The following is an 18,503-nucleotide window of genomic DNA, read 5'->3' on the forward strand; positions in this document are numbered from 1 at the left end:
AAAGGTGCGGCCGAAATTTCGGCCGCACCCTGTCATCACTCGTCGATCTCCGCTGCAGACACCATCTCCTGAGCCTGCACATCGCTCTCCTCATTCATATCATCGGAAAAATCGTCCAGCACCAGATCGTCATCGAAATCGTCTGACAAAAGTATCTCGTCATCCATATTCATATCCGTATCCAGCTTCACCGAACGGTAACGCTTCATTCCTGTACCGGCCGGTATCAGTTTACCGATAATTACATTCTCCTTCAGTCCGATCAGAGGATCCACCTTACCGTTGATTGCAGCTTCCGTCAGAACCTTCGTGGTTTCCTGGAAGGAAGCGGCCGACAGGAAGGAGTTCGTCGCAAGTGAAGCCTTGGTGATACCCAGCATCGCCTGCTTACCTTCCGCCGGCTCTAAGCCCTGTTCGATCAGCTTCTCGTTCATATCGTTGAACTCCAGAACATCCATGGAGGTTCCGGGCAGAACATCGCTGTCCCCGCCGGTCTCAATCTTGATCTTCTTAAGCATCTGCCTTACGATGACTTCCACGTGCTTGTCGTTGATCTCAACGCCCTGAAGACGGTATACTCTCTGTACTTCCTGAATCATATAATCCTGAACGGCCCGCACGCCCTTAATCTTTAAGATATCGTGAGGGTTCACGCTGCCTTCTGTCAGCTCATCGCCGGCATCAAGCACATCTCCGTCCTGAATCTTGATGCGGGAACCGTAAGGGATCAGATAGGTCTTGCTGTTTCCTGTTTCCTGATCCGTGATCACGATCTCACGCTTCTTCTTTGTATCCTTGATCTGAGCCACACCGCCGAATTCTGCAATGATCGCGAGTCCTTTCGGCTTTCTTGCCTCAAAGAGCTCCTCCACACGGGGAAGACCCTGTGTGATGTCATCGCCGGCAACGCCGCCGGTATGGAAAGTACGCATCGTCAGCTGTGTACCGGGCTCACCGATGGACTGAGCGGCGATGATGCCGACAGCCTCGCCCACCTGTACCGGGCTTCCAGTCGCCATGTTGGCGCCATAGCATTTTGCGCAGACACCGATGTGGGACTTACAGCTTAAGATGGTGCGGATCTTGACGGAATCTCTGCCGAGCTTCTCAAGCACCTTCACCACTGCGGCCGCCCTCTTGGGAGTACACATGTGGTTGGCCTTCACCACCACTTCACCAGTATCCGGATCCACGATGGTCTCGGCGATATATCTGCCTGTCAGTCTTTCTTCCAGGCTCTCAATCACTTCACGGCCATCCTTAAAGGCTCTGATCTCCATGAAAGGAATCTCCTTGCCTTCGCAGCAGTCGGTCTCGCGGATGATCAGATCCTGGGATACATCCACCAGACGTCTGGTCAGGTATCCGGAGTCAGCAGTACGCAGAGCCGTATCGGACAGACCCTTTCTGGCGCCGTGTGCGGAGATGAAGTACTCCAAAACGTCCAGACCTTCACGGAAATTGGATTTGATGGGCAGCTCAATCGTACGTCCGGTTGTATCCGCCATCAGACCGCGCATGCCGGCCAGCTGTTTGATCTGCTTATCGGAACCACGGGCTCCGGAATCGGCCATCATGTAGATGTTGTTATATTTATCCAGCCCGGAAAGCAGCTCATGGGTGAGCACATCATCGGTCTCTTTCCAGGTCTCAATAACTTCTTTATATCTCTCTTCCTCGGTGATCAGACCGCGGCGGAAATTTTTCGCGATACGGTCCACCGTAGCCTGGGCCTTCTCGATCAGTTCCTTCTTGCATTCCGGAACGGTCATATCCGATACGGAAACAGTCATGGCCGCGCGGGTGGAATAGGAATATCCCATCGCTTTGATGTTATCCAGCACTTCCGCCGTCTTGGTGGCGCCATGGATATTGATGACCTTCTCAAGGATCTGCTTTAAGCCCTTCTTGCCTACATGGAAATCCACTTCCAGCTTCAGCTCATTGCCCGGAACGCTTCTGTCCACAAAGCCCAGATCCTGCGCGATAATTTCATTGAAGATAAACCTTCCCAGCGTGGATTCCACATTGCCGGTAATCACTCTGCCGTCGGGCGTCTTCTTAGTGACGCGCACGGTGATCCTGGAATGCAGCGTGAGCGCACCGTTTTCATAAGCCAGAATCGCCTCATTCACGCTCTTGAAACACTTTCCTTCCCCCTTGGCTCCGGGTCTTTCCTGTGTCAGGTAATAAATTCCCAGCACCATATCCTGCGAAGGAACCGCAACGGGGCCGCCGTCCGAAGGCTTTAGGAGGTTGTTCGGAGACAGCAGCAGGAAACGGCATTCGGACTGCGCTTCCACGCTTAAGGGCAGATGGACAGCCATCTGATCGCCGTCGAAGTCCGCGTTGTAAGCGGTACATACCAGCGGATGGAGCTTGATTGCCTTGCCTTCCACTAGGATCGGCTCAAATGCCTGAATACCGAGTCTGTGCAGCGTAGGAGCACGGTTTAACATAACCGGGTGCTCTTTGATCACATCCTCCAACACATCCCATACCTCTGTCTGCAGACGCTCTACCATCTTTTTAGCGCTCTTAATATTATGCGCTGTACCGTTGGCCACCAGCTCCTTCATAACAAAGGGCTTAAACAGTTCGATCGCCATCTCCTTGGGAAGGCCGCACTGGTAAATCTTTAATTCAGGTCCTACCACGATAACGGAACGGCCGGAATAGTCAACACGTTTTCCAAGCAGGTTCTGACGGAAACGGCCCTGCTTACCTTTTAACATATCGGAGAGAGATTTCAGCGGACGGTTGCCCGGGCCGGTTACCGGCCTGCCGCGTCTGCCGTTGTCGATCAGCGCATCCACAGCTTCCTGCAGCATTCTCTTTTCATTTCTTACAATAATATCAGGTGCGCCCAGCTCCAAAAGCCTTGCCAGACGGTTGTTTCTATTGATAATCCTGCGGTACAGGTCATTTAAATCCGAGGTGGCGAAACGGCCGCCGTCAAGCTGCACCATAGGCCTAAGATCAGGAGGAATGACCGGAACCACATCCATGATCATCCATTCCGGCTTGTTGCCGGAGGTGCGGAATGCTTCCACCACTTCCAGGCGCTTAATGATGCGGGCGCGCTTTTGTCCGGTGGCGTCCTTCAGCCCTCTCTTTAATTCATCGGAATCCTTTTCCAAATCGATGGCTTTTAACAGTTCCTGGATCGCTTCTGCTCCCATTCCCACGCGGAAACGGTTGCCCCAGGTATCATAGGCATCCCTGTATTCCTTCTCTGACAGCACCTGTTTGTACTGCAGATTGGTGTCTCCCGCATCCAAAACGATATAGGACGCGAAATACAGCACCTTTTCAAGGGTTCGCGGGGACAGGTCCAGGATCAGACCCATACGGCTCGGGATTCCCTTGAAATACCAGATATGAGATACCGGCGCAGCCAGTTTGATATGGCCCATACGCTCACGGCGGACGCTGGCTTTCGTAACCTCAACGCCGCAGCGGTCGCAGATTACACCCTTATATCTGATCTTTTTATATTTACCGCAATGGCATTCCCAGTCCTTGCTGGGCCCGAAAATCCTCTCGCAGAACAGACCGTCTTTTTCCGGCTTTAATGTCCTGTAGTTGATGGTCTCCGGCTTTTTCACCTCGCCTCTGGACCACTCCAGAATCTTTTCGGGAGACGCCAGTCCGATACGGATGGCGTCAAATACCAAAGGTTTATACGTTTCGTTTGTTGTTCCAGGCATGAGTGGCACTCCCTTCTATATTTACCTTAAGTTACCCCTTTATGACGTGTGCGCCTCCGGCTTTACACGGAGCCAGCGCCATCCGTCATTCGATTTCGGCAGGCTCGTCATCGATTTCTTCGATATCTTCCAGATCCGAGAAATCATCCTCTTCCGTGTAATCATCGTCAACAACCGGGACTAACTCTTCGCCTTCAAATTCCTGCTGCTGATATCCCATATCATCATAGGACTCATTAAAGTGCCTGTCATCCCCTTCAATCAGGTTACGATAATCGGTCTCGCCGTAATCCACCGTCTCCATCAGTTCCACTTCCGTGTTGTCATCACGCAGCAGCTTCACATCCAGACCCAGGGACTGCAGTTCCTTTAACAGCACCTTGAAAGACTCCGGAATACCTGGCTCTGGAATATTCTCACCCTTAATGATCGCTTCGTAGGTCTTCACACGTCCGACCACATCATCCGATTTAACAGTCAGGATCTCCTGCAGGGTGTAGGCCGCGCCGTATGCCTCCAGCGCCCAAACCTCCATCTCGCCGAATCTCTGTCCGCCGAACTGCGCTTTACCGCCCAGAGGCTGCTGGGTTACCAGGGAGTATGGTCCGGTAGAACGCGCATGGATCTTATCGTCTACCAGATGATGCAGCTTGAGGTAATGCATGTGTCCGATTGTAACCGGGCTGTCAAATTCCTCGCCGGTACGTCCGTCGCGCAGGCGGACTTTACCGTCTCTGGAGATCGGCACGCCCTTCCAGAGCTCTCTGTGCTCCAGGTGGCTTCCCAGATAATCCATCACTTCCGGAACCAGCTCTTTTTCATGCTTTTCTTTAAATTCCTCCCAGGACAGGTTCACATAATCGTTGGCCAGGTCCAGGGTATCCATAATATCAATTTCCTTCGCGCCGTCAAATACCGGGGTGGATACATTAAAGCCCAGGGCCCTTGCGGCCAGACTCAAATGGATCTCCAGCACCTGCCCGATATTCATACGGGAAGGAACGCCCAGAGGATTGAGCACGATGTCCAGAGGACGGCCGTTGGGTAAGAAGGGCATATCCTCGATCGGGAGCACGCGTGAAACAACACCCTTGTTGCCGTGGCGGCCTGCCATCTTATCGCCTACGGAGATCTTTCTCTTCTGCGCGATGTAGATGCGGACAGTCTGGTTAACGCCGGGTGAGAGCTCATCGCCGTTTTCCCTGGTAAATACCTTGGCATCCACCACGATGCCGTAAGCGCCGTGAGGAACCTTAAGGGATGTATCCCTTACTTCTCTGGCCTTCTCACCGAAAATCGCGCGTAAGAGACGCTCCTCTGCGGTCAGCTCTGTCTCTCCCTTGGGAGTTACTTTGCCCACCAGGATATCGCCGGCGCGCACCTCAGCTCCGATGCGGATAATTCCCCTCTCATCCAGATCCTTCAGCGCGTCTTCGCCTACGCCCGGCACATCGCGGGTGATCTCTTCCGGCCCCAGTTTGGTATCACGGGCTTCCGCCTCGTATTCCTCGATATGGACCGAAGTATATACATCGTCCTGCACCAGCCTCTCGCTGATCAGAACTGCGTCCTCATAGTTATATCCTTCCCAGGTCATAAATCCGATCAAAGGATTCTTGCCCAGAGCGATCTCTCCGTTATCGGTAGAAGGGCCGTCGGCAATGACATCGCCGGCCTTCACCTTATCGCCCTTATAGACGATGGGCTTCTGGTTGTAACAGTTGCTCTGGTTGCTTCTCTTGAATTTGATCAGATGATACACATCCCTGCTGCCGTCATCATTTTTAATGATGATCTCATTGGATGCGGAGCGCTCGATCACGCCGTCCTTCTTCGCGATCACGCAGACGCCCGAGTCAACGGCGGCCTTCTCTTCCATACCGGTGCCCACAACCGGAGCCTCGGTGAGCAAAAGCGGCACTGCCTGACGCTGCATGTTGGAACCCATCAGCGCACGGTTGGCATCATCGTTCTGTAAAAACGGAATCATGGATGTCGCCACGGAAAATACCATCTTCGGCGATACGTCCATCAGATCCACGCTCTTCTTTTCAAATTCGGATGTTTCCTCGCGGAAACGTCCGGATACATTGTTATGCACGAAATGGCCGTCGTCATCCAGGGGCTCATTCGCCTGCGCCACGATATAGTTATCCTCTTCGTCCGCAGTCAGATAAACCACCTGATCGGTTACGACCGGATTCTTCGGATCCGTCTTGTCCACAACACGGTAAGGCGCCTCCACAAAGCCGTATTCGTTCACCCTCGCATAGGTTGCCAGAGAGTTGATCAGACCGATGTTAGGACCTTCCGGAGTCTCAATCGGGCACATACGTCCGTAATGGGAGTAGTGAACATCGCGGACCTCGAATCCCGCACGGTCTCTGGACAGACCGCCGGGGCCCAATGCGGACAGACGTCTCTTGTGGGTCAGCTCCGCTAACGGGTTGTTCTGATCCATGAACTGTGACAGCTGGGAGCTTCCGAAGAACTCTTTCACCGCCGCGGTCACCGGTTTGATATTGATCAGGGACTGAGGGGAAACCCCTTCAATGTCCTGAGTGGTCATTCTCTCCCGTACCACACGCTCCATTCTGGAAAGTCCGATGCGGTACTGGTTCTGCAGAAGCTCGCCTACGGCGCGGATCCGGCGGTTGCCCAGATGATCGATGTCATCGCTGTTGCCGATGCCGTACTCCAGATGCATATTATAATTGATGGAAGCGAATATATCTTCCTTAGTAATGTGCTTGGGAATCAGGCTGTGTACATTTTTGCGCACGGCCTCCTTCAGTTCTTCTCCGGAATAGTTATTTAACAGTTCCATCAGAACCGGATAATACACATTTTCCGTCACGCCGGCAGATCTGGGATCAAAATCCACATACGCGGACATATCCACCATCAGGTTGCTTAAAACCTTGCAGTTTCTAGTCTCGGTCTGGATCATGACATAAGAAACGCCGCTGTTCTGGATATCCGTTGACAGCGCTTTGTTCACGGTCGTGCCCGCGGACGCGATAATTTCACCGGTGGAAAGATCCACAACATCTTCCGCCAGCACATGGCCTGATATCCTGTTTTTGAAATGCAGCTTTTTATTGAATTTATATCTGCCCACTTTAGCCAGATCGTATCTTCTTACATCGAAGAACATGCTCTCTAACAGGCTCTTAGCTGTATCCACATAGAGCGGCTCTCCGGGACGTATCTTCTTATAGAGCTCTAAAAGGCCTTCCTCGTAGTTGGTGGAAACATCCTTCTGGAAGCTGGCCTGGATCTTAGGCTCATCGCCGAACAGATCCACGATCTCCTGATTGGTGCCAAGCCCCAGCGCACGCAGAAGCACGGTCACCGGCACTTTTCTGGTTCTGTCCACACGCACGTAGAAGACGTCGTTGGAATCCGTCTCGTATTCCAGCCAGGCCCCGCGGTTGGGAATCACCGTACAGGAGTAGAGTTCCTTTCCTAATTTATCATGAGCTACGCCATAATAGATGCCGGGGGAACGTACTAACTGGCTGACAATGACACGCTCTGCACCATTGATCACAAAGGAACCGGTATCCGTCATCAGCGGCAGATCTCCCATAAAGATCTCATGCTCATTGATTTCGTCCGTTTCCTGATTGATCAGTCTGACCTTTACCTTCAAAGGTGCGGCGTAGGTTGCGTCTCTTTCCTTGCATTCTTCAATTGTATATTTCACATCATCTTTGCACAATGTAAAATTCACAAACTCTAAACTCAAGTGTCCGCTGAAGTCCGATATCGGAGAGATATCATCAAAAACTTCCTTCAGTCCCTCATTCAGAAACCACTGATAGGAATCTTTTTGAATCTCAATAAGGTTGGGCATCTCAAGAACTTCTTTTTGTTTCGAGTAGCTCATTCTTACGCTCTTACCGGAGGTAACCGGGCGTATTCTGCAATTCTCCATTGACGTTTCACCCCTATTTTCTTATAATAAGTGATATTTATGAATGCCAAAAGGCATATGCCACCACAATAGTGCATCTTACATAGTAGCATACCTGTGTCAAGCTGTCAACCATAAAATGGGTTTCTGGGTTTCCGCTGGTGTAACAGTTCAAACATCCGATGTGAAAAATAGCACAAAAACAGTCTTATGAGCAAGCTCAACGCCTGCTTTTGCACTATTTTTCTCGCCGTCTGAACTGTTACATAGTATTCCCATTTTACTTGCAACTTAAAAGAAGTGATGATATAATATCTTAAGCTTGTACAGCGTGAAATTAAAACAGGAGGAATCGCGAAATGCCACTATGGGCTATTATATTATTAAGTGTCTTAGGTGTTCTTGTAGTTCTTTTCATTGCGCTCATAATTTTCGGCCGGCACTTGCAGAAACGGCAGGATGAACAGAATGAGCTGATGGAGACCATGAAGCAGACGGTCTCAATGCTGATCATCGATAAAAAGCGGCTGAAATTATCAGAAGCCGGATTTCCCAAACAGGTCTACGATCAGATGCCGAAGTATACGCGCCGCATGAAGATGCCGATTGTAAAGGCTAAGGTTGGACCCAAAGTAATGACACTGATGTGCGATCAGAAGGTGTTTGACATGCTGCCGGTGAAGACGGAGGTCAAAGCTGTGGTGAGCGGGATTTACATAACAGAGGTCAGAGGTGTGCGTGGAAATACCATTGTCGCTCCTAAGAAGAAAAAACTGCTCGACCGGTTTAAAAAGACAAAAAAAGATGTAAAAGAAAAGAAGTAGCAGCTGCTACTTCTTTTCTTTTACACAGATTTCGATGCTGCTGCATGAAAGCGGCTCGCCATCCATCTCCAGAAGATAGTGGATATTCACTTGTAAGCTGTGTTCCTCCTGCACAACATCGATTTCTTCCGTATCAATTTCCAATACCAGATTCCCCATGGGTGTATTATAATAGGTAATGTTCTTTTTCCCGCGCTCAAATTCCATCTGGTATTCCACCGGTCCTTTGCGCGTGAGTACAGCCTTCTCCGGCAGCAGTTTGAGCATGGTCTTTACCGGGGGCATCGACTCCTCCAAAATTTCTTCAAAAATAAGGTATTTTTTCTCTCCTCTGACGTAAAATTCACCGTCAGTCATCACTTCCATGTCCTGTGTTTCATCGCCGTTTGACTGGCGGCTTTTCAGGACAACGGTCACCGATTTATCCATGGCTGTGTTCCTCCAGATTCTCTCAATGTAAACATCCGCAAACCCTTCAGACAGATTTCGTGAGAGTCCGCTTTTAGTTTCGGAAATATTAATATTCTTCTATATTAATCTGTTTGGTTGTTTTGATATCATAGGGCAATATGGAGTTTGCGAATTCATTGAACTTTTCGGCCGCATCACTGACATAGAATTCATGCTCCGGCGCGCTGCCCGCGCCGCGCGGCTCGCATGCCAGATTCTTTGCGGCGAGCAGCCGCTTAAGTTCTATGGCAGTCTCATAGGCCGGATTTACCAGCGTCACGTTGCTTCCCATAATTTTACCGATCATGGAGCGGATCAGCGGATAATGGGTGCAGCCTAAGATCAGCGTATCTATGGTCTTATACTCCAGATCTTTCATATAACGCCTGGCGATCTCCTCAGTCACGAAATCATGGAGCCAGCCTTCTTCCACCAAAGGGACGAACAGAGGGCACGCCTTGCCGAACACCTGTATCCGGGGATCCAGACTCTGAAGGCACTGCGTATACACGCCGCTTTCCACAGTCCCGGTAGTGCCGATCACGCCCACCCGTTTATTTTTTGTGGCTTTGGCTGCCACCCTGGCGCCGGGCTTGATCACACCCAGAATCGGAAGGTCCGTCTCCTGTTCCAGCTCTGACAGGGCATAGGCGCTGGCTGTGTTGCAAGCGATCACAATGGCCTTCACTTTCTGTGTATTTAAAAAGGCAATGATCTGCCTGGAATAGCGGATAATTGTGGAACGTGACTTGCTGCCATACGGAACCCGGGCAGTATCCCCGAAATATACAATCTTCTCATCCGGCATCTGCCGCATGATCTCACGGGCCACGGTCAGACCGCCAACCCCGGAATCAAAGACTCCGATCGGTGCATTGATATCCATTACACTCTATTCTCCTTAACTCGATTTTCCATAATATACCTGCGGTAAATCCTGCGGGAGGAATTCTTTTTTATTCTACCCTGTAATGAGCCGGAATGCAAGGTTGAATTCCTCCTTGCATTCCTATCCCCGCCGCTTTATAATATCTTAAGTGAATCTATGAAAGGAAATATGTGGTTTCATTGCCACAGGCTGTATACTTATGAACCAGGATAGCAATCTGATCTATCAAAAGGAAAGCGTACTTAAGATCGATCCTGCTGCCATCGCTCACAATTATAGTGTGATCCGCTCCATAACCAAGGGTAAAATTATTGCTGTAGTGAAGGAAAACGGATATGGCATGGGATTATATAATGAATACTCCATACTGAAAGACCTGCATCCGTCCCTGTATGCCGTAACCAACGCTAAAGAGGCGCTCGCCCTGCGAAGCTTCGGCTGTGAGGAAGATATCCTGCTTATGTCCCCGGTGCTGGATGGCGGCGAGTGCCTGGCCCTGCTTAATAAGGATATCCTGTTCATGCTGGGAAGCGAGGAAGAGGCCGCGCTGCTTGGCGCTGCCGCCAGAGAAACCGGCAAAACACCCCGGGTGCATTTAAAAATCGATACCGGTATGGGCCGATACGGTTTTTTTTATAACCGGCTGCCGGACCTGAAATCTCTCACGGAATGGGTAAAGGTGGAGGGATGCTATACACACCTTGCAGGCAAACCGAAAAATTATGAAAAGAATGCCAGGCTTCAGGCAGACCGTTTCCGCCAGGCTCTGGATACCATACGTTCCTGCGGCATTGACCCCGGTCTTTGTCATATCAGCAATTCCCAGGCGGTCATGACCCTGGGCGATCTGGGGTTTGACGCGGTGCGCGTCGGATCGGCCTTAATCGGCAAGGCGGCTTCCGGCGGCCAAAAACTGAAAACCGCCCTCTGGATGGAAGCCAGGATTTACCAGAAGTTCCATAGAAAAAAGGGAGACACTATTGGATATCAGAGCACAGCCCGCTTAAAAAGGGACTCCACCCTGGGGCTGATCCGCGTGGGACACAGCGACGGCGTTTTTCTGGCCTATGGGGATACTCCTGAGAAATTTATTCATGGCTGTCTTCATCTGGCGGCCACGGTTCTGCTTAAAAAGCGTTACCAAAAATGCGTGTATCTGTCCGGCAGGCCGGTTCCCCTGATCGGGCGCCTCGGCATTGCCCATATGGTCATTGATCTGACCGATGTACCGGCTTTAGTGGGGGATGTGGTGAAGATCCCAGTCAACCCGCTTTTAATCCATCCATTCACCCCCAAAGAATTTGTAAAGGAGTAAACTCATGTACGAAATAATTGAACCCGGCAGCCATCAGGAATTTGAAGCGTTTATCGAACAGCATCCCAAAGGACATTTTCTTCAAACGCGGGCCTGGGGCAGGCAGAAGCCTTTCTGGCAGTGGCGCGGCATACTGGTCAGAGACAGCGAAGGCAGCATCCGCGGTGCCATGTCCGTCCTGATCCGCAAGATTCCCATGACTCCCTATACCCTAATGTATGCGGCCAGAGGCCCGGTCTGTGATATCAATGACAAAGAAACTCTGAAGGGTCTGTTAGACGGAGCAAAGGCATTAGCGAAAACCTTCCGTTCGTATGTGCTGAAGCTGGACCCGGATGTGACGTTTGAAGAAACCGAATTTATGAAACATATGGAGGAACTGGGCTTTGTTCTGGCTCCAAAGGCTCCGAATTTTGAAAACATACAGCCCCAGTACGTCATGCGCCTGCCCATCGGAGGGAAAACCGAAGAGGAGGTCATGGCAATGTTTAAGCCAAAAACCCGCTACAACATCCGCGTGGCCATAAAAAAAGGCGTGGAGGTAAGGGTATGCGGCAGGGAAGCTGTCCATGCTTTTTACGAAATCATGGTGGAAACAGGTTCCAGAGACGATTTCATGATCCGTCCGGAGCAGTATTTCGCAGATATGCTGGAAAATCTTGGAGAGCATGTCCGCCTCTATATGGCTTATTCCGAAGGGGAAGCCATCGCAGGAACCATCGCCGTACATTTTGGGGACAAGGTATGGTATCTGTACGGTGCTTCCTCCAACTCTCACCGCAATTTGATGCCGAACTATCTGCTTCAGTGGGAGATGATCCGTTGGGCTGTGGAAACGGGCTGCCGTCTGTACGACTTCAGGGGCATCTCTGGAGATTTAAGCGAAGAGAACCACCTTTATGGGCTGTACCGGTTTAAAAGCGGGTTCAATGCGGAATTTACCGAATTTGTCGGCGAATACCGGTATATTTTCCGGCCGATTGCTTATAAGATCATCGAGCACGGAATGCCGATGGCAAAAAAAGCTGTGAAAAAGCTGCGCAAATAGACGTTAAAAAGAATCCCCGGATGGGATTCTTTTTATTTGCCCCAAGGGCGGTATAGATTCCTGCAGGCTGTCCATACTCTAACTATCCTGTTTCATATGTACATAATGTGCCGCGGGCTGCGGCGAAGGATCAATATTAGAATATGAGGTGACAGATAGAATGGATAAATCAAACCGTAATTTATTGGCTGCGCTGCTTTTGTTATTGGCGGTCTGCTCCGGTCTGGCGCTCTGCGGGACGGCCAGAGCACAGGGAAGCAGCGTTTATGACCGGATACTGCGGCTGCATGTGATCGCTAACAGTGACAGCGAAGAGGATCAGGCGCTCAAGCTGCTGGTTAAGTCCGCCGTAGTGGATTATATCTCCCCCCTCTCTTTCGGGCTCTCTGACAGGGAGGAAGCTAAGGAGGTGCTCTCCGGCCATCTCGAAGAAATCCGCATTCTCTCCGAGAAGGTGCTTAGGGACAATGGATGCAGCGAGCCTGTTGCCGTCTCCATATCCAACTGCTATTTCCCGGTTAAAACCTACGGTGACCTGACATTTCCTTCCGGCCGGTATGACGCGCTGCGCATACAGATCGGAAATGCGCAGGGAAAAAACTGGTGGTGCGTGCTCTATCCACCGCTCTGCTTTACGGATCTCACCAGGGGCGTTGTGCCCGCAGATTCCAAAGAACAGCTGAAGGATGTTCTGACGGATGAGGAATACCGCTCCCTGCAGTCAGGACAGCCGCAGATCCGCTTCAAGCTGCTTGACTGGATCATGGGCAAATAGCGCGCGGAAAAAGGCCGCACCATCACATCTAATTTGCGATGGCGCGGCCCGTTTCTTATCCGCTTATCTTTTCGCTGTGCTTTCCTGTTCGGCCACAATCTCCTCCAGGACTCCGATCAAATCATGAATTGTATGCAGCTGGACGTCTTTCTCCAGAATGGCATTTTTCAGATTGATGGACAGGGACTCAAATTTTTCCCGAATGCTTGGATCTACATAGGATGCCATATCTATCACCTCGGAATATAGCATTTCCCGTTTTTACCAGAATATGCATTCATTTTTTCTGGGCATCCAGCATATCCTTCAGCGCTTCATCGCTGACCTCGATCCATGTATCTTCCTCTTCTGCATTTAAACCCAGATATTCACGCAGCGTACAGGTCAGATCGCTGAAATTCCACTTGCTGATATAGCTGTCGATTTCTTCAAACTCAATCTCTCCCGCCAGATAACGCTCTTTAAAGGTCATATCCTCATTCCTCTTCTTTTACTGTGTTTTTGAGTATGCTTTTCACCACACTGATCTCCTGGTTATCGATATGGCGGCAGATTGTTTCCTTGGCGAGTTTCGGATCTCTGGCTTTCAACGCCCGGACAATTTCCCTGTGTTCCCGAATAATCAGCTGTCTGCGTTCTTTGTCCTTCACATGCTCCACCCGGTAGCGGTACATCTGCTCCCGCAGCTGGCTGATCAAAAGGATCAGCTTATCGTTATCCGTCGCCAGATAGATGATATCATGAAACTCCTCGTCCGCTTTTGCCAGCGCCGTAACATCGCGTTCTTCCGCAACGGCGCGTTCAAAGCTTAGAGCTGCCGTTTCCAGGGCAGCAAAGCCTTCCTCTGTCATGCGCTCACAGGCCAGAGCCACACACAGCTCCTCCATGCCTCTGCGCACCTCCAGCACATCCTTCATGCTCTTTTCTGTAATGCCCGCCACAGCAGCGCCTTTGCGCGGCACCATCGTGACCAGGCCCTCCAGCTCCAGCATGCGGATCGCCTCACGCACCGGAGTCCTGCTCACGCCCAGCTTATTGGCAAGCTGTATCTCCATCAGCCGTTCACCCGGTTTGAGCTTTCCGCGAAGGATCGCTTCCCTAAGCGTATGGAAAACCACATCGCGCAGCGGGAGAAATTCATTGGCTTCTAATTTCAGCGTATCGTCCATATATTCCTCATTTTTCACAGTATTCATACAGAAACCCGTCCCGATAGTACAGTTTCTGCATATTTTCCGACAGTATGCATCTTCAGACGCCCGGCTGGAAAAAGCCGGTCAGATAGACCTGTTTTGCCAGCCTTGAGTTCAACATGCTGTTATAGGCTCTTCTCGCCGATCTCTGATCGCTAAAAAGCCCGAAAACAGTGGGTCCGCTGCCGCTCATAAGCGCTCCGTCCGCTCCGCAGCCAAGCATATGCTGCCTGATCCTGTTTATCACCGGATAATTGGGAATCGTAACTGTTTCCAGCACGTTTTCCATTCTGGATGTCATGCCCCGGTAATCTCCGTTTTTCATAGCCTGGATCATGCCGTCCACATCCGGATGGGAAGCCAGGGAATCCGCATGCAGGTTCTCATAAACAAATTTCGTGGAAACACTGACGGACGGCTTCGCAATCAACACAAATGCCTGGGGGGGGGCCGGCAGCGGCGTCAGCTTTTCCCCGATTCCTTCCGCCAGCGCTGTCCCACGCATCAGACAGTACGGAACATCCGCCCCCAGCATAAGCCCACGCCGCATCAGCTCTTCTTTTGAAAGGGACAGACCGAACATGCGGTTCACGCCGTACAGCACGGCGGCAGCATCGCTGCTTCCTCCTGCCATGCCAGCGGCAACCGGTATATATTTGCGAAGGTCTATCTGCAGACCGTCTTTTATACCCGCTTCGTCCATCAGCAGTTTGGCGGCTTTATATACCAGATTGTTCTCATTTGTGGGCAGATACGGAAGATTGGTCCGGATGCGGATGCCCGGCACCAGCGCCCGCCGGATCCAGATGCGGTCATATACTTTGACGGTCTGCATGATCATGCGGACTTCATGATAGCCGTCCTCCCGCTTCCTGACTACATCCAGCGCCAGATTGATCTTTCCATATGCACGTAGCCGTAAGCTGTTCATCAGATTCCTCCATGTGTTGGCGATAGGGGCGTTTCCCATAACTCCGCAGTGCGCGGCTCGATTCCGCTGCGCTTCATCTCGCGCTCGGGCTTCGCCCTATACGTAAGTACACAAACGAATTTGCTTATGTGCGAGCACAACGCAAATTCGTTTGTGTACTTACGTGCACTGCTCATGCCTGCAACCATTATAATCAACTTTTTCCCTCTTTGCAAGTATCAGCGTTACCATGCGCGGGAGGGTTAAGCAGAAGCGAACAGTAACGGCTCACCCTTTGTAGGCCAGGAAGGTGTCGATGCGGGCGGAGATGAGGCTTAGACTCTTTTTCCAGAAGTCCTCTTTGGTCAGATCAATGCCTGCCATGGCGGCTACGTCTTCTACCGAGCTTACGGTCGTGGCTTTCAGCAGGGCTTTGTATTTGTCCACAAAGGACGGCCCTTCCTCCAGATACTGTGCATACAGGCCGCCGGCAAATAATCCTCCGAAGGCATACGGGAAGTTATAAAAACTTAAACCGCTGTCGTAGTAATGTCCTTTGCACACCCACATATAAGGATGCAGCACGCTGTGGTCCAGGCCGTCGCCATACGCTTCCTTCTGCGCGTCAAGCATCAGCTCCTTCAGCTCATCTGCAAACATAAAGCTGTTTTTCCTCTTCTCAAAAACCGCTGTCTCAAACAGATATCTGGAATAAATGTCGCATATGATCTGTGTCGTGTCCTGCAGCTGGCTTTCCAGCAGGATCATTTTTTCCTTGCCCTCTGCCTCATCGATGGCGGCATTCATGACCACGTTTTCATTAAAGGTGGATGCAGTTTCCGCAACCGGCATGGAATAATCTGTGTTCAGAGGGCGGTGATTCTCGATCTGCTTGCCGTGGAACGCATGTCCCAGTTCATGTGCCAGCGTCACCACATCCCCTAAAGCGCCGTCGAAATTGGTGAGGATCCTGCTCTGCTTCTGATTTGGCATATTGCAGCAAAACGCTCCGCCAACCTTGCCCTTCCTGGGATAAAAATCAATCCATTTCTCCTCAAAGGCCTGATTGATCATGTCCGATAGTTCCTGTGAAAACGGCGCAAAATGGCTGATCAGATACTCTCTGGCTTCCTTTGCTGTAAACTTGCGTCCAAGATCGCCCATGGGTGCGAACAGTTCATACCACGGCAGTCCGTTTTCATAGCCTAAAAGCTCGGCTTTTTTCCTAAGATATGCATGGAACTTAGGCAGATACTCCTTCATGGCGGACAGCATGGCATCCAGCGTTTCCCGCTTCATCTTAGCCTGTTTCAGCGTCATATCCAGGGGGGAATCATAGCCTCTAAGCTCCGCCACCGTGTTCACCTGGCATTTTATGCTGTTTAAGGAAAAGCAGACGGCGTCCTTAATCTTCTCATAGGCTAAAAGCTCTGCCTCATATGCCTCCCTGCGCACCTTGACATCCGGGCTGTAGGCCAGGTTGCGCACTTCCGACAGCGTGATCTTCTCACCGTTTAAGTCCACTTCCACCGAAGAGGTGAGATAGCTCTGCAGGTTGCTCCAGGCCATCCCTCCGGATATATCGAGCTTAGCAATCACGTCCTCCACATCATCCCCAAGCAGATACCTGGATTCCTTTTTAGTCTCCAGAAGCAGATACTCATACTCCTTTAAAAAGCCGTCCTGTTCAATCAGTTCCTCCAGATTATCCACAGACGCGATAAATTTCTTGCACGCCGCCTCCTCTTTCGAGGTGCTGCTGGCCAGCATCTGCAGCTGATCCATATAGTTGGCGGCCGGTACATCCGCCGTATTTGCAGACTGTCTCAATGAAGTATAAATAATCAGATCCGCCAGAACGCGCATCATGTTTTCCTCTGTCTGAAGCAGCTCACGGATAGCAGCAGCAGTCTCTTTCCCGGCAAGTCCGGCAGCAGTCTGCTGAAATTCAGCTACCAGCTCACGGGCTTTTTTTAAATCACTCTGATATTTTTCGTCTTCAAAGCTTTCATAAAGAACATCCAATGACCATTCACCATTCATAGTCTGATTTCCTCCTGTTTTTGGTATTATCAGTGTAGCACATTTCTCACGTTTTGAATACCGGACATTTGCCCTCTATGGATTTTCTGCCAAAAGTATGTTACACTATCGGCATAAAACATAGAAAGGATCTCTGACATGGAATCCAACGACAATCTGGATAAAAAGCTGATGAAGTTCTGCAAATATCTGATTATCTCCGCAATCGTCACCTATCTCGCCTTTAAGCTGCTGGATAACCTGCCCTTTTTCCTCGGGAGGCTTACATCGATATTCGGAACTCTGATCAACCTGATAAAACCTCTGATCATGGGACTCATCACCGCATATCTCCTGCATTTCACCGTATATGGGATGGAACATTTTCTGGAATCGCACCGCATCTTCAAAAAGCAGGGAACGCGCAGAAATGTGGGAATCATCGTGTCCTATTTCGGTATATTTGCTCTGATCATCGGTTTCGTATGGGGCATCTATCTGATGATCGGCGGACAGATTTCCCGCAACACCACCATCGCCAATGTGGTGGCATACATCATCGATTACCTCAATAACAGCGAACTCTCACCTGAGGCCATACAAAAGAGCCTGGAAAGCCTGGGTCTTACCGCCGGTGGAACCCTGATGGACCAGATCACCTCTCTTCTCGCCAGCCTTCAGACCTATATCGGCAACGCGCTGCAGGGCATGTTCAGCTCACTGGCCGGCATCGCCGGCAATCTGATCGCTTTATTCGCCGCCTTTTTCTTAAGCATCTATCTGCTGAAAGATAAGGAATACTTTATGGGGCTCTGGAATAAGCTATTCTACATAATCTTCAGGAACGGCAGGACGGGCCAGAGCATCCGGCATATCATGAGCATTGCCAACACAACTTTTTCCAACTATATCGTAGGTCAGCTGCTGGAAGCCTGTGTGGTGGCAGTCATGGCTACCATCGCCCTGTTCATCATCGGCATAGACAGCGCAGTCATGATCGGCATTATCGCCGGCATCACCAACCTGATCCCATACATCGGGCCGTGGATCGGCACCGCGCTGGCCGCTGTCATGGCGCTGCTGTCGGGAGAGCCGATTAAGGTGATCTGGGTGGTGATCGGCATGCAGATCGTCCAGCAGATAGACAATAACCTGATGGCACCCCGGGTGGTGGGAAGCAAGGTAGGCCTTCATGCCGTGTTCACCATGCTGGCAATTCTGATCGGAGGGAGCACCAGCGGCCTTGCCGGCATGCTGATTGCCGTACCGGTGGCTGCAACGCTTAAGATCGTTATCGCGGAATGGTATGACCGACACTTCGCAGGGGTGGATGTCACTCCTCCCGATACTCCCGCAAAATCATCGGATAAAAATTCCAAAGATCCTTCTTAACGCAATTGTCTAAACTGCCTTCACCACCAACCGAACCTGCTTCTGACAATAAAAGG

Annotated in this window: 14 protein-coding genes; 5 read left to right on the forward strand and 9 right to left on the reverse strand. The window is 50.8% G+C overall.

Annotated features, from left to right (window positions below; all coding sequences use genetic code 11):
* Window positions 1-35: 35 nt before the first annotated feature.
* Entirely contained in the window at window positions 36-3,710 is a 3,675-nt protein-coding gene (gene rpoC, locus DWZ56_RS17545; RefSeq protein WP_118557905.1) for a DNA-directed RNA polymerase subunit beta', read from the reverse strand.
* An 85-nt stretch (window positions 3,711-3,795) separates the two neighbouring features.
* Window positions 3,796-7,650, reverse strand: coding sequence for a DNA-directed RNA polymerase subunit beta (rpoB, locus tag DWZ56_RS17550; protein ID WP_118557906.1), 3,855 nt, complete (start codon window positions 7,648-7,650; stop codon window positions 3,796-3,798).
* A 338-nt stretch (window positions 7,651-7,988) separates the two neighbouring features.
* On the opposite strand from rpoB, the gene DWZ56_RS17555 reads away from it, so the two are divergent.
* On the forward strand, window positions 7,989-8,453 hold the full coding sequence (locus DWZ56_RS17555) for a hypothetical protein (protein WP_118557907.1): 465 nt from the start codon (window positions 7,989-7,991) through the stop codon (window positions 8,451-8,453).
* A 6-nt stretch (window positions 8,454-8,459) separates the two neighbouring features.
* Here the strand turns inward: DWZ56_RS17555 and DWZ56_RS17560 are convergent, their stop codons facing one another.
* Window positions 8,460-8,882: a DUF1934 domain-containing protein gene (locus DWZ56_RS17560; RefSeq protein ID WP_118557908.1), complete on the reverse strand. Its 423-nt coding sequence runs from the start codon at window positions 8,880-8,882 to the stop codon at window positions 8,460-8,462.
* Between the two features lie 88 nt (window positions 8,883-8,970).
* Window positions 8,971-9,789: a glutamate racemase gene (murI, locus tag DWZ56_RS17565; RefSeq protein ID WP_118557909.1), complete on the reverse strand. Its 819-nt coding sequence runs from the start codon at window positions 9,787-9,789 to the stop codon at window positions 8,971-8,973.
* Between the two features lie 202 nt (window positions 9,790-9,991).
* Here murI and DWZ56_RS17570 point away from each other — a divergent pair, with 202 nt between their 5' ends.
* From DWZ56_RS17570 to spoIIR, 3 genes are all read left to right on the forward strand, one after another.
* Window positions 9,992-11,107: an alanine racemase gene (locus tag DWZ56_RS17570; protein WP_118557910.1), complete on the forward strand. Its 1,116-nt coding sequence runs from the start codon at window positions 9,992-9,994 to the stop codon at window positions 11,105-11,107.
* Between the two features lie 4 nt (window positions 11,108-11,111).
* Window positions 11,112-12,155 carry a lipid II:glycine glycyltransferase FemX gene (locus tag DWZ56_RS17575; RefSeq protein WP_118557911.1) on the forward strand — a complete coding sequence of 348 codons (1,044 nt, stop codon included), beginning with the start codon at window positions 11,112-11,114 and terminating at the stop codon, window positions 12,153-12,155.
* Between the two features lie 160 nt (window positions 12,156-12,315).
* On the forward strand, window positions 12,316-12,930 hold the full coding sequence (spoIIR, locus tag DWZ56_RS17580) for a stage II sporulation protein R (protein ID WP_118557912.1): 615 nt from the start codon (window positions 12,316-12,318) through the stop codon (window positions 12,928-12,930).
* A 63-nt stretch (window positions 12,931-12,993) separates the two neighbouring features.
* On the opposite strand, the gene DWZ56_RS22960 is transcribed toward spoIIR, so the two are convergent.
* The 5 genes from DWZ56_RS22960 to DWZ56_RS17605 all read right to left on the reverse strand — a co-directional run bounded on the left by DWZ56_RS22960 (window position 12,994) and on the right by DWZ56_RS17605 (window position 17,076).
* Complete coding sequence (locus DWZ56_RS22960) at window positions 12,994-13,158, reverse strand: hypothetical protein (RefSeq protein ID WP_176927196.1); 165 nt, start codon at window positions 13,156-13,158, stop codon at window positions 12,994-12,996.
* A 49-nt stretch (window positions 13,159-13,207) separates the two neighbouring features.
* Window positions 13,208-13,402, reverse strand: coding sequence for a hypothetical protein (locus DWZ56_RS17585; RefSeq protein ID WP_118557913.1), 195 nt, complete (start codon window positions 13,400-13,402; stop codon window positions 13,208-13,210).
* 4 nt (window positions 13,403-13,406) lie between these two features.
* Window positions 13,407-14,099 (reverse strand): GntR family transcriptional regulator, encoded by a 693-nt coding sequence (locus DWZ56_RS17590; protein ID WP_118557966.1) that lies wholly within the window; start codon window positions 14,097-14,099, stop codon window positions 13,407-13,409.
* Between the two features lie 82 nt (window positions 14,100-14,181).
* Entirely contained in the window at window positions 14,182-15,054 is an 873-nt protein-coding gene (ispE, locus tag DWZ56_RS17595) for a 4-(cytidine 5'-diphospho)-2-C-methyl-D-erythritol kinase (protein WP_118557914.1), read from the reverse strand.
* Between the two features lie 267 nt (window positions 15,055-15,321).
* Window positions 15,322-17,076 (reverse strand): M3 family oligoendopeptidase, encoded by a 1,755-nt coding sequence (locus tag DWZ56_RS17605; protein ID WP_118557916.1) that lies wholly within the window; start codon window positions 17,074-17,076, stop codon window positions 15,322-15,324.
* 138 nt (window positions 17,077-17,214) lie between these two features.
* Here DWZ56_RS17605 and DWZ56_RS17610 point away from each other — a divergent pair, with 138 nt between their 5' ends.
* A complete protein-coding gene (locus tag DWZ56_RS17610) occupies window positions 17,215-18,447 on the forward strand; it encodes an AI-2E family transporter (RefSeq protein WP_118557917.1) in 1,233 nt (410 codons plus the stop codon).
* Window positions 18,448-18,503 lie beyond the last annotated feature (56 nt).

It is taken from the genome of Lachnotalea sp. AF33-28 (genome assembly GCF_003477885.1).
GTDB lineage: Bacteria > Bacillota > Clostridia > Lachnospirales > Lachnospiraceae > AF33-28.

Coding starts and splice junctions, on each gene's coding strand:
- DWZ56_RS17575 (WP_118557911.1), top strand. CDS start 11,112: ATGTACGAAATAATTGAACCCGGCAGCCATCAGGAATTTGAAGCGTTT.
- rpoC (WP_118557905.1), bottom strand. CDS start 3,710: ATGCCTGGAACAACAAACGAAACGTATAAACCTTTGGTATTTGACGCC.
- DWZ56_RS17560 (WP_118557908.1), bottom strand. CDS start 8,882: ATGGATAAATCGGTGACCGTTGTCCTGAAAAGCCGCCAGTCAAACGGC.
- spoIIR (WP_118557912.1), top strand. CDS start 12,316: ATGGATAAATCAAACCGTAATTTATTGGCTGCGCTGCTTTTGTTATTG.
- rpoB (WP_118557906.1), bottom strand. CDS start 7,650: ATGGAGAATTGCAGAATACGCCCGGTTACCTCCGGTAAGAGCGTAAGA.
- murI (WP_118557909.1), bottom strand. CDS start 9,789: ATGGATATCAATGCACCGATCGGAGTCTTTGATTCCGGGGTTGGCGGT.
- DWZ56_RS22960 (WP_176927196.1), bottom strand. CDS start 13,158: ATGGCATCCTATGTAGATCCAAGCATTCGGGAAAAATTTGAGTCCCTG.
- DWZ56_RS17555 (WP_118557907.1), top strand. CDS start 7,989: ATGCCACTATGGGCTATTATATTATTAAGTGTCTTAGGTGTTCTTGTA.
- DWZ56_RS17590 (WP_118557966.1), bottom strand. CDS start 14,099: ATGGACGATACGCTGAAATTAGAAGCCAATGAATTTCTCCCGCTGCGC.
- DWZ56_RS17605 (WP_118557916.1), bottom strand. CDS start 17,076: ATGAATGGTGAATGGTCATTGGATGTTCTTTATGAAAGCTTTGAAGAC.
- ispE (WP_118557914.1), bottom strand. CDS start 15,054: ATGAACAGCTTACGGCTACGTGCATATGGAAAGATCAATCTGGCGCTG.
- DWZ56_RS17570 (WP_118557910.1), top strand. CDS start 9,992: ATGAACCAGGATAGCAATCTGATCTATCAAAAGGAAAGCGTACTTAAG.
- DWZ56_RS17585 (WP_118557913.1), bottom strand. CDS start 13,402: ATGACCTTTAAAGAGCGTTATCTGGCGGGAGAGATTGAGTTTGAAGAA.
- DWZ56_RS17610 (WP_118557917.1), top strand. CDS start 17,215: ATGGAATCCAACGACAATCTGGATAAAAAGCTGATGAAGTTCTGCAAA.